The sequence below is a fragment of the Paenibacillus polysaccharolyticus genome, assembly GCF_023714295.1.
In the GTDB taxonomy this organism is placed as follows: Bacteria; Bacillota; Bacilli; order Paenibacillales; family Paenibacillaceae; genus Paenibacillus; species Paenibacillus polysaccharolyticus_A.
Window position 1 is genome coordinate 443527 of sequence record NZ_JAMAUN010000002.1, and the last position, 18645, is coordinate 462171.

Annotated in this window: 20 protein-coding genes; all 20 read right to left on the bottom strand. The window is 46.9% G+C overall.

The window, feature by feature from the left end; all coding sequences use genetic code 11:
- Window positions 1-16: 16 nt before the first annotated feature.
- Entirely contained in the window at window positions 17-652 is a 636-nt protein-coding gene (locus M3629_RS10725) for an anti-sigma factor family protein (protein ID WP_251505685.1), read from the bottom strand.
- Window positions 649-1242, bottom strand: coding sequence for an RNA polymerase sigma factor (locus tag M3629_RS10730; RefSeq protein WP_251505687.1), 594 nt, complete (start codon window positions 1240-1242; stop codon window positions 649-651). Before M3629_RS10730 ends, M3629_RS10725 begins: the two co-directional genes overlap by 4 nt.
- A 668-nt stretch (window positions 1243-1910) precedes the next feature.
- A complete protein-coding gene (locus M3629_RS10735; protein ID WP_251505689.1) occupies window positions 1911-3005 on the bottom strand; it encodes a prephenate dehydrogenase in 1095 nt (364 codons plus the stop codon).
- A gap of 27 nt (window positions 3006-3032) precedes the next feature.
- On the bottom strand, window positions 3033-4133 hold the full coding sequence (hisC, locus tag M3629_RS10740; protein WP_251505691.1) for a histidinol-phosphate transaminase: 1101 nt from the start codon (window positions 4131-4133) through the stop codon (window positions 3033-3035).
- Window positions 4134-4194: 61 nt separating this feature from the next.
- On the bottom strand, window positions 4195-5001 hold the full coding sequence (gene trpA, locus M3629_RS10745; RefSeq protein WP_251505693.1) for a tryptophan synthase subunit alpha: 807 nt from the start codon (window positions 4999-5001) through the stop codon (window positions 4195-4197).
- Window positions 5001-6197: a tryptophan synthase subunit beta gene (gene trpB, locus M3629_RS10750; RefSeq protein WP_251505696.1), complete on the bottom strand. Its 1197-nt coding sequence runs from the start codon at window positions 6195-6197 to the stop codon at window positions 5001-5003. The genes trpA and trpB overlap by 1 nt, the downstream gene beginning before the upstream one ends.
- Window positions 6194-6877 (bottom strand): phosphoribosylanthranilate isomerase, encoded by a 684-nt coding sequence (locus tag M3629_RS10755; RefSeq protein ID WP_435368209.1) that lies wholly within the window; start codon window positions 6875-6877, stop codon window positions 6194-6196. Before M3629_RS10755 ends, trpB begins: the two co-directional genes overlap by 4 nt.
- Before the next feature lie 53 nt (window positions 6878-6930).
- Window positions 6931-7719 carry an indole-3-glycerol phosphate synthase TrpC gene (gene trpC / locus M3629_RS10760; protein WP_251505714.1) on the bottom strand — a complete coding sequence of 263 codons (789 nt, stop codon included), beginning with the start codon at window positions 7717-7719 and terminating at the stop codon, window positions 6931-6933.
- Entirely contained in the window at window positions 7709-8749 is a 1041-nt protein-coding gene (gene trpD / locus M3629_RS10765) for an anthranilate phosphoribosyltransferase (RefSeq protein WP_251505840.1), read from the bottom strand. Before trpD ends, trpC begins: the two co-directional genes overlap by 11 nt.
- A 68-nt stretch (window positions 8750-8817) precedes the next feature.
- The gene (gene trpE, locus M3629_RS10770) at window positions 8818-10386 is read right to left on the bottom strand and encodes an anthranilate synthase component I (RefSeq protein WP_251505716.1); all 1569 of its coding nucleotides are present in this window, start codon (window positions 10384-10386) and stop codon (window positions 8818-8820) included.
- Between the two features lie 511 nt (window positions 10387-10897).
- The gene (gene aroH, locus M3629_RS10775) at window positions 10898-11266 is read right to left on the bottom strand and encodes a chorismate mutase (protein WP_251505719.1); all 369 of its coding nucleotides are present in this window, start codon (window positions 11264-11266) and stop codon (window positions 10898-10900) included.
- A gap of 4 nt (window positions 11267-11270) precedes the next feature.
- Complete coding sequence (aroB, locus tag M3629_RS10780; RefSeq protein WP_251505722.1) at window positions 11271-12365, bottom strand: 3-dehydroquinate synthase; 1095 nt, start codon at window positions 12363-12365, stop codon at window positions 11271-11273.
- Between the two features lies 1 nt (window position 12366).
- Window positions 12367-13536: a chorismate synthase gene (gene aroC / locus M3629_RS10785; protein WP_251505725.1), complete on the bottom strand. Its 1170-nt coding sequence runs from the start codon at window positions 13534-13536 to the stop codon at window positions 12367-12369.
- A 168-nt stretch (window positions 13537-13704) separates the two neighbouring features.
- Window positions 13705-14496, bottom strand: a complete 792-nt coding sequence (locus tag M3629_RS10790) for a CheR family methyltransferase (RefSeq protein ID WP_090917215.1) — start codon at window positions 14494-14496, stop codon at window positions 13705-13707.
- 24 nt (window positions 14497-14520) lie between these two features.
- Window positions 14521-14964, bottom strand: coding sequence for a nucleoside-diphosphate kinase (gene ndk / locus M3629_RS10795; RefSeq protein WP_251505728.1), 444 nt, complete (start codon window positions 14962-14964; stop codon window positions 14521-14523).
- Between the two features lie 132 nt (window positions 14965-15096).
- Complete coding sequence (locus M3629_RS10800; RefSeq protein WP_251505732.1) at window positions 15097-16071, bottom strand: polyprenyl synthetase family protein; 975 nt, start codon at window positions 16069-16071, stop codon at window positions 15097-15099.
- Window positions 16072-16095: 24 nt separating this feature from the next.
- A complete protein-coding gene (locus tag M3629_RS10805; protein WP_251505734.1) occupies window positions 16096-16440 on the bottom strand; it encodes a hypothetical protein in 345 nt (114 codons plus the stop codon).
- On the bottom strand, window positions 16427-17047 hold the full coding sequence (locus M3629_RS10810) for a UbiX family flavin prenyltransferase (RefSeq protein WP_251505737.1): 621 nt from the start codon (window positions 17045-17047) through the stop codon (window positions 16427-16429). The genes M3629_RS10805 and M3629_RS10810 overlap by 14 nt, the downstream gene beginning before the upstream one ends.
- Entirely contained in the window at window positions 17047-17913 is an 867-nt protein-coding gene (locus M3629_RS10815) for a UbiA-like polyprenyltransferase (protein WP_251505739.1), read from the bottom strand. The genes M3629_RS10810 and M3629_RS10815 overlap by 1 nt, the downstream gene beginning before the upstream one ends.
- Window positions 17906-18634, bottom strand: coding sequence for a demethylmenaquinone methyltransferase (locus M3629_RS10820; RefSeq protein WP_251505742.1), 729 nt, complete (start codon window positions 18632-18634; stop codon window positions 17906-17908). Before M3629_RS10820 ends, M3629_RS10815 begins: the two co-directional genes overlap by 8 nt.
- Between the last annotated feature and the right edge of the window lie 11 nt (window positions 18635-18645).

Here is an 18645-nt window from a genome sequence, read left to right on the forward strand (position 1 = left end):
AACGCTAGGTTATAACCTACGCACCCACACCTTGTTTACGTTTAGTTGTTGATCGATGCATACGTCCAAGTGAAAACAAAGCCATACCTATGGCAAGCAGAGACAATGCCATCCAATATTGAGGATAAGCAGGACCCATACTTACAACAAAAGGTTCAATGATACTCCCTTTATCCGCTTCAGGGATGTCATACTTATATAATCCCGAGGATGAAGATGTACTCCCAGCAACCCCTGTCTCAAGGATGCCTGTTGTAATAACATTGGACTTCTCAGCTTCTGACACCTCTGGCTTGAACATCGCCATGTACAGAAAGCTGCATAAAAAAATAGCCAGGAACGCCGCAATCCACAAAGACATATGTTTACGGATTGCCGCAGAGAATCGATTAACCTTTGCCTCTTCTGGTAATAGCCATGGAGACTCCGCGTAAATCCGGTCCATTACGTTTCGGTTGACCCTCTCTGCCTGTTGCTCTGTCACTGGAACCGGGATGCTGTGCAGCAGCATCTGGGCTTCCTCCCAGACTTCAAACTGCTCCGAACACTCTTCACAACCAGCGAGATGTGCTTGAAACGCAATCCGCCGTGGATGAGATTCCGGTAAGTCCCAGACCAATGCAAACAGTTCCTGGGCTTCATTGCAATTCATCGGTTCTTCATCCCTTCATATGGCTCGTACATCGGCTCGAAGAAATAAGGCTCCAACTGTATTTTTACGCTTGATCTTGCCCTGAATAATAGCGATTTAACAGAACTGACACTCTGCCCCAAAATACCCGCGATTTCCTGATAATCCAACTGATCATACTCACGAAGTATAATCGCAGAACGTTGCTTCTCTGGCAGATTGTTAATCGCATCTCTAACCAGCATCACCCGCTCGCTACGCAGAACAGCATGCTCAGGAGCATTCTCCATAGGAGCAACAGGAACTACACCGCTCTCTTCAAGCGGAACATTTCCACTACGCTGTTTACGAAGCTCACTCAATACCGTATTTCTAGCGATGGTATACAGCCAAGTAGAGAAAGATGCATCCACCTCACGGAAAGAGTGTAAACTGCGGAACGCCTTGTAGAATGTCTCAGAACAGAGATCTTCCGCAAGCAGCTCCATATTGGAACTTTTCAACATATGATATACGAAAGCCAGTATTTTACGCTGATAACGACTCATCAGCTCGGAATATAACTCAACGTTACCTTCCTTGATCTCTCGAATCAACTGGGAATCCGTCATTTGAGTGCGACCCCTCCTCGCCCATCCATGTGCTTCTCCCCGTTCGACTCTATCCATGTATTACCGAACAGGCGCAAAAAAGTTGCGGTTCAACCGCATAAAAAAAGCGTCCAGCACCGTTTTCGGCCCTTCCGCCAAATTCCCCTATGTAATGGCAATTTCCCCAACGTTTCTACATAACAGTAACATTGTACAACGGTCTGCATCATCCTGGCAAATCCATTGCTATCCACTTTTGTCCGACTTAACATTTATATGCCATTGATTTCGTTGTCATGACTTCCTAATACAGCATCTTGGAAAGCCTTGCATATATAGACGTGACCACTTCTAAAAAGGTTACAAAAATGAGATATTTTTTTTGGGAATTATTTTTGTGCATTCTATCAGCATTCTTTTTCACATCTTCTAACGATTTTGATAAAAGTCTTGATTGTACTGTTTTTCCTTGAAATCTAAGTTTATACAAATAAATTTGTCCAAAGTGTTGACAAAATGAAAACGTATACATATAATAAAAGTACAGTATGGTTTCTCTCCACTCCTATCCAATAACTGTATTGCTCCACGTGAGCAATGGCCGCTTATGTAAGCGGTCTTTTTTTTGTCTAAAACGTAATTCTCCCCCTGCTTACAAAAAAAAGAGAGCTTTCGCCCTCTGTTCTATCCTAAACCCACACCTGATAGCCCAGGGAAGACAGCAAAGTCTTCGCTCGTTCCATATCCTCCTCCTGACGGAATGACAAACGCATAATCCCTGGTACATCCACCCGATTCTCAATAATCTCAAGGTTACTCAAGTTGATGTCATTTGCCCCGAGCTCCGTTGCAATTTTACCGATCATACCCGGAGCATCCTGCACATCTGTATACAAATCAAATAAAGGCGAGATCATGCCCTTGCGTCGCTCAGGCAACACGCTCCGGAACTCTCGTGCCTGACGAAAGGCATCCTCTATGCCTTCCCCGTTCTTCTGTTCTAACATCGTTGTAAAAGAAGACATTTGACTGTTCCAGTCCTTAAGTAGCTCCAGTAGCACGTCACGGTTACTCAGCAGAATATCTCTCCAGACAATCGCATCACTGGACGCAATCCGTGTAATATCTCGAAAACCACCCGCTGCCAGCATTTTATACAGTGGATTGGATTCGTTATATTCACGTACCTGATTCACCAGAGCTACAGCAATCACATGGGGTAGATGACTGATTGCACCCACAATATCATCATGCAACAGTGGTTCTACGCGAACAATCTGTGCACGAGTATATGCTAAAAGCTCGGATAAGCGGCCATACGCCTCCTCAGGTACGTGAACGGACGGGGTCAGAACATAATAGGCGTTCTCAAATAATACAGCTGACGCTGCGTCTACACCCGCACGTTCCGATCCTGCCATCGGGTGCCCCCCGATAAAGTAAGCCTCTTTTAACCGAATCTGTTCCGCACAAGCTGCAATGGAAGCTTTCGTACTCCCGACATCGGTAATGATGCAACCTTTTTTCAGCGGCAGTCTGGACAATTGTTCAAAATACGATTCTAGTAAACCAACAGGCACACACAAAAAAATGAAGTCGGCATCCTGCACCGCTTCTTCCAGAGAGAGCGTCGCAGCATCCACTACTCCGCTCGCTATGTACTTGTCTTTTAATTCTTCCAGATGTGCGTAACCCATCACGGTTAATCCCGGCTTTCCTTTAAAGCAAAGCGCAAGTGAACCGCCGATGAGCCCGACACCAATCATTGCAATTTTTATGGTCATGGGTCCTCACTCTTTTCATCGCCAGTATTAAGGGCGTGCTGCCACGTTCTCCGCCAGTGTGTTCTCCAGCGCCGCTATAAACGCACGATTCTGCTCCGCTGTGCCCACAGATACACGAATGTATGTTGGATAGACGTGAAAGCCCGAGCGAACGATAATGCCCTGTTTCAACAAAGACTGAAACGCTTCGACAGATGGCATGTTCACATCAACCAAAATGAAGTTCCCTTGACTTGGGAAATAAGACAAACCCAGTCGTGAAAATTCATTTTGCAGCCATTCCCGATCTTCAGTATTCCGTTTGGAACACTCCTGCACAAAAGTCTGATCCTGAAGTCCAGCCATTGCCGCAACCTGCCCAAGACGTGAAGTGTTAAACGGTTCCCGTACACGGTTAATCAGGTCAATGATCTCCGGACGTGCGATCCCGTAACCTATACGGAGTGATGCCAAACCATAAATTTTGGAGAAGGTCCGCAGAACAACCAGGTTCGGGTAACGATTAATCAGTGAAATGCTTTGCGGATAAGCTTCGTCCGTTACGAATTCGTAATAAGCTTCGTCCAGCACCACCATTACATTCGACGGGACCTGATCCATAAAGCTGATAAGCTCCTGTTCGGAAATGATCGTACCCGTAGGGTTATTCGGATTGCACACCCAGACAGCTTTGGTTTTATCACCGATTTGCGCCAGCATTGCTGGCAAGTCATGAGTTCCATTTTTCAAAGGTACCTCTATGGTCACAGCCCCTTCGATGTCCGCATTGCTTTTATATACGGAGAAGGTCTGGTCCGCCATAATGGTCTCATCTCCAGGAAGAAAGAACGCCCGTGTGATCAACGCAATAATTTCATCCGATCCACAGCCAAAAATCAAATTGTCTCGCTCTACTCCCAAATGCTCGGCAAGCACCGCTGTCAGTTCTGCAGCACTTCCGTCGGGATAAATACTTACATTAGCCAATTCTCTCGTAATTGCCTCTAGTACAGCGGGAGAACTGCCATAGGGGTTCTCGTTGGAGGCCAGCTTGATGACGTGCTCCAGCCCCAGCTCACGTTTAACTTCTTCAATCGGTTTGCCCGGCTTATACACTGGCAGATTGACAATCTGGGATTTCGGTTTCAATTCGACCGCCTCCTGTTGCTCAAAATTGAGTAAAGTGGAAATAAAAGTTCAACTTATGTGATTATCCTTTTAATTGTGCCACAAAGTTGCGAATTTGCAACAGTCCGGCCTCACGAGTATCCGCATTTTCGAGTAGCGGGATTGCTTCTTCCACTTGCCGCACAATTGCACTGCCTACAACGACACCGTCACAGATGCGGGAGAAATGAGCGACCTGCTCATGGCTCGAGATGCCGAAGCCTACGGCAACAGGAAGGTCTGTCAGACCTTTTACCGTTTCAATAAAACTTTCTACACCGTTAAAAAAGGATGCACGCTCTCCGGTTACACCAAGTGAAGAAACACAATAGATAAATCCGCGCGCACCAGTGACAATCCGCTCAATACGGGCATTGGATGTAGGCGCAACAAGCGGAACCAGATGAACCCCGGCCTGATCGGCACGGCGACGCATATCTTCTGCCTCTTCAATTGGTAGATCCGGAATAATCATGCCGCTGATATCATGTTTGACCAATTCGTCAAAGAAAATATCCAGGCCCGTTTGCAGCACCGGATTATAATACGTAAACAGGACAAAGGGTAATTTCACACCGGCTTCACGAGCTTTAGCCGCCGTCTCCATCACCGTACGAATCGTGATTTGACTTTTCAATGCACGCTCGGAAGCACGCTGGATCACAGGGCCGTCTGCGAGTGGATCGGAATACGGAACACCAAGCTCCAAGATGTCTGCTCCTGCTTGTTCAAGCTCCTTGATAATATCAATGGTGGTGTTCACATCTGGATCACCAACGGTAAGAAACGGGATAAGTGCCGTGCGATTTTGTTCTTTTAATTGCTGGAAGGTTAGGTCCATTAGATTCATTACAAGTTACCTCCCGTATACTTCATAATGGATTCTACGTCTTTATCCCCGCGTCCAGACAGACAGATTACAATGATATCATCAGTAGTCAGTTCCGGCGCTAGCTTCACGACCTGAGCAACCGCATGGGCCGACTCGAGCGCAGGAATAATGCCTTCCGTACGACTTAACAATTGCAAAGCATCCAAGGCCTCCTGATCCGTAATGGGAACATATTTAGCCCGTTCAATATCTTTAAGATAAGAGTGTTCTGGTCCAACCCCTGGATAATCCAGACCTGCTGAGATGGAGTGCGCAGGTTGCACTTGCCCATATTCATCTTGTAACAGATAACTCATCGAGCCCTGGAATACACCATGTGTGCCTTTGCTCATCGTTGCCGCATGGTACTCGGTATCCACACCTTTGCCTGCTGCTTCGACACCGACCAATTTAACATCCTGATCTCCGATAAAAGGGTAAAACATACCGATGGCGTTACTTCCGCCGCCAACAGCCGCTACAATAACATCCGGAAGGCGTCCTTCAATCTCCTGAATCTGACGACGGGTCTCATCTCCGATCACGCGCTGGAAATTACGCACCATCATTGGATACGGGTGAGGTCCAACAACAGATCCCAGTACATAGAAGGTATCTTCTACATTACTGACCCAATAACGAAGCGCTTCGTTACCAGCGTCTTTCAATGTACGTGTGCCGGACGTTACCGGAATGACTTCTGCTCCGAGCAATTTCATGCGGAATACATTTAGCTGTTGACGCTGGGTATCTTCCTCACCCATGAATACTTTGCACTCCAGTCCGAGCAATGCCGCAACGGTTGCCGTTGCAACCCCGTGTTGACCTGCGCCGGTTTCCGCTATGACTTTCTTTTTACCCATCCGTTTAGCAAGAAGTCCTTGTCCGATCGCATTGTTGATTTTATGTGCACCTGTGTGATTCAGATCTTCACGTTTCAAATAAATTTTAGGCCCACCCAGATGACGTGATAATTGCTCCGCATGATACAGAGGCGTCTCTCGTCCAGAGTATTCACTTAGTAAATAATTCAATTCCTTGTTAAACTCTTCATCCTCAGAGAAGCGGCTATATGCTTCTTCTAGTTCGATCAGAGCGTTCATTAGTGTCTCGGGTACAAAACGGCCTCCGAAGGGACCGAAACGCCCATGTTCATCCGGCAATTGGTGTGTCATGCCTGCTTCACCCTTTCTACAAATGCTGTAATTTTGGATATATCTTTCAGACCTTCCGTCTCCACGCCACTTGATACGTCTACGCCATAAGGTCTGTACGTTTGAATTAACTGTTGTACATTGTCCGTTTGAAGTCCGCCTGCGACAAACATGGCAATACCACGTTCAGCAGCCCATTCTGCGTATGCAGGTATACGTTCCCAAGCAAATGTTTTGCCAGAACCGCCGCCATACAATGGATCAAAGGTATCCAGCAAGATCGCGTCAACGATTCCCACGTAATCATTTAACCGCTGCAAAGCTGCATGATCCGCATCCTGTTCTGTTTCGTCTTTTGGAAAAGAAACGACCTTGAACACATCTGCATGCCAGAGCTTTTTCACTTGTTGACAGAATTCTGCACTTTCCTGCCCATGCAGTTGAATCACATCCAAAGACACGGTCTCCATCAAATGTTTCAGTTCTTGCATCGTCGGATTCACAAAAACACCAGCAAGTTTCGGCCGTTCATGCAAAGGCCATTCAAACAATACCGATCTCAACTCCGCTGCCTTCTCAGGAGTAATTTGTCGTCGGGACTTGGCAAATACGACACCGATATAGTCCACAGGCAAGTTTATCATCGATTTTAGCACTTCAACGTCCTGAAGTCCACATATTTTTACGGCCGCTGGCAACAAGTTCTCTTCTTTACGGGAACCTGCACCTGTATCGTCATATATCGAGTTATTCATCATTTCGGTCCCATCAGATCGTAAACAGCAGCTTCCACATCGTCTTTACGCATCAGATGCTCTCCAACGAGAATACCGTGCACTCCTGCTTCAATCAAGGGTTTCGTCGATTCCGCACCGTCGATCCCGCTTTCGCTAATGAGCGTTACACCTGGTGGAATCAGTTCCATCAGATCGAGCGTGGTATTCAGACTGGTTTCGAACGTTTTCAAATTTCGGTTGTTGATACCAACAAGTGTCGCTTCAGGAATCTCTAATACTGTTTCCAGCTCTGCCCGATCATGAACTTCAATCAAAGCATCCAGTCCAAGACTTTTCGCAAACGTTAGAAATTGACGAATCTGCCGCGGTGTAAGAATGCTGGCAATCAGCAAGATCGCATCTGCTCCCAGAAGTCTTGCTTCTGCAATCTGTGACTCATCGATCATAAAGTCCTTGCGCAGGAGCGGAATATTCACAGCCTGATGGATAGCCTGCAAATACTCGTTACTGCCCTGAAAATAGGAAACATCCGTCAGAACAGAGATACAATCAGCACCCGCACGTTCATAGGCAGAAGCAATCTCTACTGGATGAAAATCTGGACGAATTAATCCTTTGGACGGCGAGGCCTTCTTCACTTCGGCAATAAGCCCCAGCTTACGATTGCGTCTGCTTGACAGCGCTTGTTCAAACCCCCGTGCAGCCGGTAATTGTTCAATCTTTTTCATAGCTTCATCCACGTGAAAAGTCTGTGCAAGAGCCTGCACTTCTTTATGTTTTGTCGCAACGATTCGATCAAGATACATGATTGTACGCCTCCGTTGTATGAATTAACTGTCCAAGCTTACTGGCCGCTTTACCCGAGTCCACTGCCTCTGCAGCGATTTTTACACCATCTGCAATACTGTCCGCAAGGCCGGATACATAAATACATGCCCCTGCATTCAGCAACACAACATCCCGGTAAGCACTGCGTTCACCTTGGAAGATCCGATGTATAATTTCGGCGTTCTGCGCCGCATCTCCTCCAAGCACTGCTTCGAGCGGATGCAAAGACAGCCCCATATCGCGTGGGTCAATGTCATACGTGTGCACTCCCCCGTTCCGCAACTCCGATACCTGTGTAGGTGCAGAGATGCTGATTTCGTCCAGACCGTCATGGCTGGCAACAACGAGCGCTCTTTTCAAACCAAGACGGTTAAGCACTTCTGCAATCATCGGCGTCCGGGAGCGATCATACAATCCGAGCAATTGGCGGTCTGCACCGGCTGGATTGGTTAATGGTCCAAGCATATTGAAAATCGTGCGCACACCCAGCTCTTTTCTCGGAGCCGCCGCATGACGCATGGAGGGATGATACACCTGAGCAAAACAGAAGCAGATTCCGATGTCATCCAGACACTGCCTGGCCTGTTCCCCATTCAGATGGATATTAACGCCGAGCGCTTCCAAAACATCCGCGCTGCCTGCTTTGCCCGAAGCTGAACGATTGCCGTGTTTGGCCACTCGAACTGAAACTGCCGAAGCAATAATGGCCGATGCTGTAGAGATGTTGAATTTATGAATACCCGATCCGCCTGTGCCGCATGTATCCAGCAGCCCTCTGCCATCTGTCAGAATACGGCCACCTTGTCCGCGCATCGCCTGAGCAAAACCAGTGATTTCATCCACCGTTTCCCCCTTCATACGAAGAGCCATCAGCAACCCTCCGATTTGAGCCGGAGTAGCTTCACCTCGCATGATCGAATACATTAGTTCACGTGCCTCGTCCTGCTCCAGGTGACGGCCTTCGAGAATTTTAGCGAGCCCTTGCTTCATTCCTTCTTCCCGGGAAATCACTGCTTCAGGTAGCACCTGGCTGTCATTCATGATTGGATTCAAGTTCATTTCCAGTCTCTCCTCTCTCAGTTCGTTGCCGAAGTTGGTGTTACAAAATAATCAGCGTTAGCCAGACTTAATTTGGGATCTGCAGCTTTTACCGGAAACATCGCTTCAGCCGTACGAATGGCCTTTAACAATGCTTTGGCTTTGTTTACGGTCTCTTCATATTCCTTCTCAGGCACAGAGTCCCATACAATTCCGGCTCCGGCCTGTACATATGCTTTTCCTTTTTTGAAAATAATCGTCCGAATGGTAATACATGCATCCATATTTCCGGAGAATCCAAGATAACCAATCGCTCCTGCGTAGGCACCCCGTGCCTCCTTCTCCAGCTCCGCAATAATCTCCATCGCACGCAGCTTAGGCGCACCAGATACGGTCCCGGCTGGCAGACAGGAGAGGAAAGCATCGAAGAAATCCTTGTCTCCTCTTAACTCGCCTGTAACGTTGGATACCATATGCATAACGTGAGAGTAACGCTCGATCTCCATAAACATGTCACACTTCACACTGCCAAAAGTGGATACACGCCCCAGATCATTTCTTCCCAGATCCACCAGCATCAGATGCTCCGCGCGCTCCTTCTCATCCTGCAGCAAATCTGCAGCAAGTGCGCGATCTTCCGCCTCAGTTGCCCCCCTTGGACGTGTGCCTGCGATGGGACGTGTTTCTACACGATTGCCGTCGACCTTGACGAGCGCCTCAGGTGAAGTACCTACGATAATCTCATCGTCCATTTTCAAATAATACATATAAGGCGACGGATTCAATGTCCGCAGTACGCGATATACATGTAACGGGGAAATTTCCGTATCAATGTGAAAACGCTGAGACAGCACCACCTGGAAAATGTCTCCTGCGCGGATATACTCTTTGGCTTGCTCCACATTGCCGATAAATTGCTCTTTCGTCAGATTGGAACGAATGTCTCCAAGCTCCACATCGCCGGGAATCGAACGCGGGTTCAGGTTTTCCCCGGGTCCTTGCTGCTGTAAACGTTCTGCCGCTTGTTCAAGCTTCTCGGAAGTGGCTGCATACGCCTGACGAATCTCTTCATCGGTTGCCCCATCCTTGACATGTACATTGCCGACAAGCAACATATGTTGCTTCACATGGTCAAATACAACAATTTGATCACAAAACATAAAGCGAATGTCATCCATATTCAGATCATCCAGCGCATGAGCTGGAAGCTTCTCATAATATTGCAACAGGTCATATCCAAAAAATCCAATGGCTCCACCCGTAAAAGGGGGAAGTTCTTCCTGCTTCGGACTCCGGTATTTGCGAAGCAAGGCTTTCAGTTCTTCTATTGGTTTGCCCGGAAGTTCGCGGGTCTTTCCTGCCTCTTCAACCACAATTCGGCCTTTCTTCCCTGAAATCATCAGAAACGGATCTGTACCGATGAAGGAATATCTAGCCCATTGAATGCCACCCTCTACACTTTCAAGCAAAAACGCACGGTCATTATCCGCATAACGGCGGAAGATACGAATTGGCGTCTCCATATCAGCCAAAATCCGTTTAACAACCGGAATCAGATTATATTCATTAGACATTTTCAATACTTGGTTAACGTTTGGCGTTATCATCAGATCACGTCCTTTCAGATTTAGGTAGAAGAAAGTTATGACGACAAAAAACCTCTACCATCAGGTAGAGGTTTGGTTATAAGCTGTATTCAAGCATGTTGTTCCATAAATAACAAGTCCCTATACTTTTGCGAAAGGTGAGTAACAGGCAACTGATCCATGTTGATCCATGTTTCAGATACATATACTTGGTACATTTCGTTGACATCATCTTCATCTCTTGAGAAAATCAATCCAATTCCTCAATGATAATAGATAATGGGAAATGTATGTCAGATATATGGGAATAAACAATGTCCTCTGACATGTCTACTCTACTCTCCTGTACTTCTCCTTAGCAAGACGTACCGTGTGAGCGTTGACCGATTTCGGATGCATCGGCTACCAAACACTGGACTCTGCTATATACTAGGCTCAACTCAGCTGCTCTCAGCTCAATCTAAACTCTACTCAACTGTTTCTCACTATACATCATAATCACCGGTTTGACAACCATGACCATTCAAGAAACTTAACGGCCTGCCAGATCGGGACGTAACGCTTGTGCACCGTTCAAGTACACGTGATGAATTTCATTTTGAGCTTTGGTTGTGTTCACATGCACCATAAAACGAATACACTTCGCCAAAGCACCTTTTACAGGCACCTCTAGCGCACACATCAAAGGCACAAGTTCCCATCCATCTAACTGACGGATTACTTTTGCCGGAAAAGCCGCATCCAGATCTCCAGTCATCGTAATCCATACGCTACAAATATCATCCGGCACAATCTTGTTCCGGTCAACAATCTCCTGTAGCAGTACTGCTGTTTCTTTCAAAATCTCTTCTTCACTGTTTTGGGTGACCGTGGTCGCCCCGCGTATTCCCCGTGTAACCATGCTGTTATTCTCCCTTCCTAAGCAGTTCAATGACTTCACGAACAACCGCAACCGGCACATCCTTAACGATTCTGGCAGATCCAATCCGATCAGGAACGATAAAGACCATATGGCCCTCACGAAATTTTTTATCGTGCATCATCGCTTCCATCAAAGCATCCGTACTTAGATGTGCAGGCAACGTCACTGGAAGACGAAGAGAACGCAACATACGAACAGTATCCTCATACAGCCCTGCTGGCGCTCCGAGTTTCTCACCCAGTAGTGCCGATCCAGCCATGCCGATAGAAATGGCTTCTCCGTGCAGAAATTCACCGTATCCAGCAATCGCTTCAATCGCATGTCCAATCGTATGGCCTAGATTCAGGAGTGCACGTTCTCCATTCTCACGTTCATCATTGGAAACAATTTCGGCTTTGATGCTGCATCCACGTTCCAGACCATATCCGAGCGTATTCGGGTCAAGCGCAAGCAATGCTTCGGCGTTTTCTTCGCACCAATGGGCAAAAGCTTCATCACGGATCAGTCCGTGCTTGAGCATCTCAGATAAACCGGCCGATACATCTCTTGGCGGCAAGGATTGTAGTGTGTCCACATCATACAGTACAAGTTCTGGCTGATGGAAAGCACCAATCATATTTTTGGCAAGAGGATGATTGACCGCCACTTTACCGCCAACGCTACTGTCATGAGCAAGAATGGTTGTTGGGATCTGTACAAACTTCACCCCACGCATATATGTAGCTGCGACAAAACCAGCCAGATCACCCACGACGCCTCCCCCTAAAGCGAGAATCGCCGAACTGCGGTCGAGTTTGCCTTCAATCGCTACCGTCATCATATCCTGATATACCGCAAGTGATTTCGAAGTCTCACCAGATGGCACGACTGCGGATAGGACGGAATAACCCGCCGCACGCAACGTTTGCTCTAATCTATCCAAATATCTCGGAGCCACATGATCATCTGTAATGATCATAAGCGGACTTTTTTTTGTTAAACCGTATTGTTCAAAATATTGCGGAGCTTGAGCCAGCAGGCCGCTGCCAATCAATATAGGATAAGAGCGTTCCTCAAGCTGTACTGTCAACTGACGCATATTAGTAATTCTCCAATTGTGCTTGGTAACTGGCAACGTTTGCCCGAATCTCCTCCATGGAATCCCCGCCGAATTTCTCCAGGAATGCCTTGGCAACTTCCCATGCAACAACATGTTCCATAACAACGCTGGCTGCCGGAACCGCACAAGCATCAGAACGTTCAACCTGAGCCGAAAAAGCTTCTTTGGTATCGATATCAACGCTTTGCAACGGTTTGTAAAGCGTTGGGATAGGTTTCATTACTCCGCGTACCACAACCGGCATACCGTTGGTCATACCACCTTCAAACCCGCCCAGACGATTGGTTGCACGGTGGTAACCACGCTCTTCCGTATACAGAATCTCATCATGTACCTGAGAGCCGCGAATCGTACCCGCTTCGAAGCCGATGCCGATCTCCACACCTTTGAACGCATTGATCGACATTACACCTTGAGCGATACGAGCATCCAACTTGCGATCATACTGTACGTGGCTTCCCAGACCGACGGGAACACCCTCAACAATACATTCTACAATTCCGCCGATGGAGTCGCCTTCTTGCTTGATCTGATCGATATAGGCTTCCATTTTCTTCTCTGTCTCCGCATCAGTCACACGAACTGAAGATGCTTCCGTCACGGCAATCAGTTCATCAATCGGAAGATCCTTATACGGCGCTTCGATCTCCCCGATGCGAATAACTCGTCCCGCCACTTTAATACCGAATTCAGCCAAGAACTGACGTGCAATCGCACCACATGCTACACGTACAGTTGTCTCACGCGCACTGGAGCGTTCCAGGACGTTACGCAAGTCTTTGAGATTGTACTTCAAACCACCGTTTAGATCGGCATGTCCAGGGCGTGGACGATGAACACGACGTTTCTCTTCATCGCTGCCTTCAATCGGCTCAATGTTCATAATATTCTGCCAGTGCTTCCAGTCATTATTCTGAACAACGAGCGCTACTGGAGCACCAGTCGTATATCCGTGACGAATTCCGCCAACAAAATTAGCTTGGTCTTTCTCAATCTGCATCCGGCGTCCACGGCCATACCCTTTCTGGCGGCGATGAAGCTGGAAGTTCAATTCTTCAAAATCAATATTCAAATTACTTGGAAGTCCTTCAATAATTGCGGTCAATTGGGGTCCGTGCGTCTCCCCTGCGGTTAAATAACGTAAACTCATAATACGTTCCCCCTTTAAACTGTTAAACTTCACATTGCTAAAATCCCATAATTTCTTTGCTTATTATAGTATAGCTGACCGGCTTTGACAAGAAAGCCGCTTTTTCTTATGCAAACAACCGCCTGAGCACATCTTCATGCGTCTCAGGCGGTTGTTCTTTATACTGATTTATTTTTTTCGATAGAAAAACGTCTCTGCTGTCTCCAGTCCGTATTGCCCAGGGGAGAAAATCTGCTCTGTACTACCTACGAACAACATGCCACCTGGACGCAGACTGGCTGCGAATTTGTGATACAACAGATTTTTCGCTTCCTCTGTAAAATAAATCATAACATTCCGACATACGATCAGATCGTATCCGTCATCAAAACGGTCAACCAACAAATTCTGCTTCTTGAAGTTGATTGAGCTTTTCAATTTCTCATCAATACGATACATCATGCCATCTTGCTTGAAATATCGACTGGCCGTTTCTGGGGGCACGTCTTTCAGCGAACGTTCCATATACCGGCCTTCCTTAGCCTTGGCGAGTGCACCTTCATCCAGGTCACTAGCCGTAATGGAACTTTCCTTCAAGATGCCTAACGTATCCAAAATCATGGCAATCGTGTATGGCTCCTCGCCAGTCGAACAAGCAGCACTCCATACCTTGACCTTGCGTTTGGAACCCACCAGTTCAGGCAGAATCTCATCACGCAACACTTCCCAGCGATTCGGGTTGCGCCAAAATTCCGATACGTTAATGGTCATGCGATCCAGAAACTCGTAAAATAAGGACTTTTCCTTCTGCATCGCATCAAAAAAGATAGAAAATGTATTAAACCCGTTTTTGTTACGTAGTGTGGTCAGCCTTCTTTTCATCTGGCCTTCCTTGTACTGAGCAAGATCAATGCCTGTGCTCTCTTTAATTTTACGAATGAATCCGGCATAATCCGGGTCTAGTTGTTCTTGCTCCAGCATCGTACATCACCCTTTGGCTAATAATTACAACCAGGCTGCGATGCTCTTCTCATAGGTTACCAGCTCGTCAGAACTAAAGAAATTGGCAGCTTCACGAGTCGCACTTTCCGGCGAATCTGCCCCGTGAATGAGATTATGTGGTGTATGGCTAGCGAAATCTCCACGGATTGTCCCTGGAGCCGCTTCCTTCACATTCGTTTTACCAATGACAATACGTGCAAGTGTCACAATATCGTCGCCTTCCCAAACCATGGCAAATACAGGGCCAGAAGTGATAAAACGAACCAGATCATCAAAGAACGGCTTGCCCTCATGTTCAGCATAATGGCGTCTCGCCTGTTCTTCCGACATCTGCACCAGTTTCCCTGCTACCAGCTTAAAACCTTTGTCTTCCAGACGGCTGATAATACGGCCGATCAAACCACGCTGCACACCATCCGGTTTCACCATCAAAAATGTACGATCCATTACCAGTTCACTCCTCACTCACGGTTCAAAGTTAATCACTATGTAAACGCAATCCCTTTGATTGTAACATACAAGTCCAAATCCTCCCAATGAGGAATTTCACATCCGTGAAGCGCATTAAACAACACAAGCTTAATGTGTACGTTTAACGACAAAGTGAGCAATGTCTCGTAGATTTTTGGTGGTCTTGATATTAGGCAGCTGATCGAGAGCATCGAGCGCTTTCTTCATATATCGGTCAGCAAGGGCTTCTGCTTTAGCAATTCCTTGGCTTTGGCGAATCATTCCAATTGCATCCGATGCACTAGCACGTCCTTCTTCATGATGCACGCGCGAAATTTCCTTGAGCAACGGCTCACGTAATGGTTCTTCTTCCAGAGCATACAGCACAGGGAGCGTGATGTTGCCTTGTTTCATATCACTTCCTGGAGGCTTGCCCAGTTGTTTCTCCGTACCTACCAAGTCCAGAACATCATCCTGAATCTGGAAAGCCATACCCACATTGTATCCATAGGTATATAACAAAGATGAAATATGCTCAGGTGCACGAGTAGCAAGTGCTCCGAGCTGGCAGCTCACAGCAATGAGAAGTGCAGTTTTGCGACGAATACGCAGCAGATAGTTACGCACGCTCTGACCTGTATTAAAAAAATCCCGAATCTGTTCCATCTCACCAATGGACATCTGTACCATAGCTTTGGCAAGGATGCGATGAATGGCCGGATCAGATAGTCCTGCCGTCATCTCTAGTGCTTTGCCATAGATATAGTCACCTGTATACATCGCAATCCGATTGTCCCACTTAGACTTGACGGTGGGTTTGCCCCGACGAGTCTCCGCATTATCGATGACATCATCATGAACGAGGGAAGCAGAATGAATAAGTTCCAGCGGAACGGCTACGAGCTTCAAACGCTCGATATCGTATGTACCAAATTTGCCACCTAAAAGCACAAAAACAGGCCGCAGTCGTTTTCCACCTGCCTTAAGCAGATGAAGCGAAGTTTCACTCAGCAACTTTTGTTCGCCTTTTACGCTGCGATACAACTCTTTCTCAACGTAATCCATGTCCTTTTTTAACAATCCGAAAATGTCCAATAGTTTCATTCGTTCACCCGTGTCAGCGTATTGTCAATCCAAAAATCCATGCTTACCTTCCCTTCCAGCAAACCCAAGCCTACAGGCAAAAAACGTTCGCCCTAGGCTTGCCGTTCCTGCTTGTATTCTTCTACAGCGTCCATCATAATGTTCCATTTCGAATGCCTGCACCGACATTCGGGATTTAAACGCTGCGACGAATTCTGAATCAACCAAAAGTACAGAAGTTGCCGGAGCATGGGTCAAGACTGTGGACACACTTATCTGGCCATCAGCACTCACCGACACCCCGGGAGTCAGGGGATTATGTCCATGAGCTGCGCTTTTCTGATCCGGTTGTCCAGAAAAGCGTGCCCCTCCTACATTATCCCCGTTCATCCGGTTCTCCCCATCTTGTAAACAGTTGATGCGGGATGCGCAAGCTATCCAGCACTTTACCTACTAAAAATAAAATTAAATCCTCCATGCTCTGAGGTTTGTAATAAAAGGCAGGCATTGCCGGGATCATTCGCACACCAAGACGTGAAAGTTTCAGCATGTTTTCTAGGTGAATGGCATGCAAAGGCGTTTCTCGCGGTACAAGAATTAACGTCCTGCCCTCTTTCATCATAACATCTGCCGCACGTGACATCAGGTTGTCAGAAGTTCCGTTTGCAATCGATGAAAGAGTACCCATGGAGCAAGGCATGATAATCATGCCTTCCGCCAGATAAGAACCGCTGGCGATCGAAGCCCCGATATCACTAACGGGATGATAGATTAATGATCCACCGCGATGACCGAATTTTTCTTGAAGCAGACTCTCCCGGTTCGTCACATCCCAGTCCATTTCTTCTTTTAATACACGCCAGCCAGCATTGGAGATTACCAAATGAACGGCATATCCCAGGTCAAGCAACGTTTCAATTAATCGGATACCATATATGCTGCCACTCGCTCCGGTGATTCCGACAACAAGTCGTTTATTCTCCGGTTGCTGCATCATTATTTCACCGCCAGATCAATAAGTGTAAACGTAAATACGACTAGGCTCAGTACACTATTCATCGTAAAGAATGCCGTTTGTACCCGGCTCATATCATTAGGTGACACAATATAGTGCTCATAAAGCAGAATGCCATACGTAATCAGCATGCCTGCGCCATACCACCAGCTCAGATCGGTCATTAGCAACAAGGCAAGGAAACCAACCGCCGTAACGACATGAAAGAACTTGGCAATCTGCAATGATTTTACAAGTCCGAAGCGGGACGGAATGGAATGCAAACCTTCTCCCTGATCAAACTCCAGATCCTGACATGCATAAATAATGTCAAATCCAGCAGTCCAGAATACAATCGTAACGTACAGGACAATCGCTGTCCAATCCATAGTACCTGTTACAGCCACCCATCCTCCCAGAGGAGCAAGGCCAATGGTCATCCCCAGTACGACGTGACATAGCCATGTGAACCGTTTGGTGTACGAATAAAGTACCAGCATGAAGACCGCAATCGGCAACAACTGCATGGACAACACGTTAAGATTGGATGATGCCCAGAATAATAAAACAAACGAAACGATAATAAAAATAATAACCTCGCCGTTCTTCAGCAAACCTGCTGGAATAGCTCTCATTGCCGTACGTGGATTTTTAGCATCAATCGCCTGGTCAATAATCCGGTTCAAACCAAATGCGGCACTCCGTGCACCAACCATAGCAAGTAATACCCACATAATCTGCATCCAGCTCGGGAATGTGTTGTTAACAACCATGGAGCCCAAAATGGCCCCCATAAAAGCAAAAGGTAAAGCAAAAAGCGTGTGTTCAATCTTGATCATTTCTAAAAAGATACGAATTTTCCTAAACATTCTGATTCTCCTTGGTTCCAATATGCAGTGCCGCGATGCCTCCGGTTAGAGGGTAGGCCTGCACCTGTTGCAATCCAGTTTCAACAAAAATGTCTGCCAGTTCCTTCCTACCCGGGAAAAGCGCCAGAGAGTCCGGCAGCCATTTATACTGCTCATAACGTTTGGCAAACAGTTTCGCCATATTGGGCAGCATATGCTCAAAATAAAAATAATAAATGCCTTTAAACGGCTGCCAAGTCGGTTTGGACAATTCCAGACAAACCACCATGCCGCCGGGTTTTACAACACGTTTCATTTCAGACAAAACCTGTCTTAGATCAGGCACGTTACGTAAACCGAACCCAATGGTTACATAATCGAACGTATTGTCTTCAAAAGGCAAAGACATGGCGTTCCCTTGAACGAGCGTAATCTGTTTTGAACGTTTCACCGCGTCGATTTTCGTCTGGCCCACTTCCAGCATATTGCTACTGAAATCCAGTCCGTGCATGTGCCCCGTTTCACTTGCCTCTGCCATAGCGAGCGTCCAGTCACATGTGCCGCAGCACAAATCCAGTCCCGTATCTCCCTTAGACATATTCATCTTTTTCATCGTGAATTTGCGCCAAGCTTTATGCCTGCGGAAACTCAGAATATCATTCATGACGTCATATTTGCCGGCTATACTCTGAAAAACCGAATGGACAAATTCTTCTTTCGGTTTGGTCTCTCCGCTACCCATTCGTCTGTCTC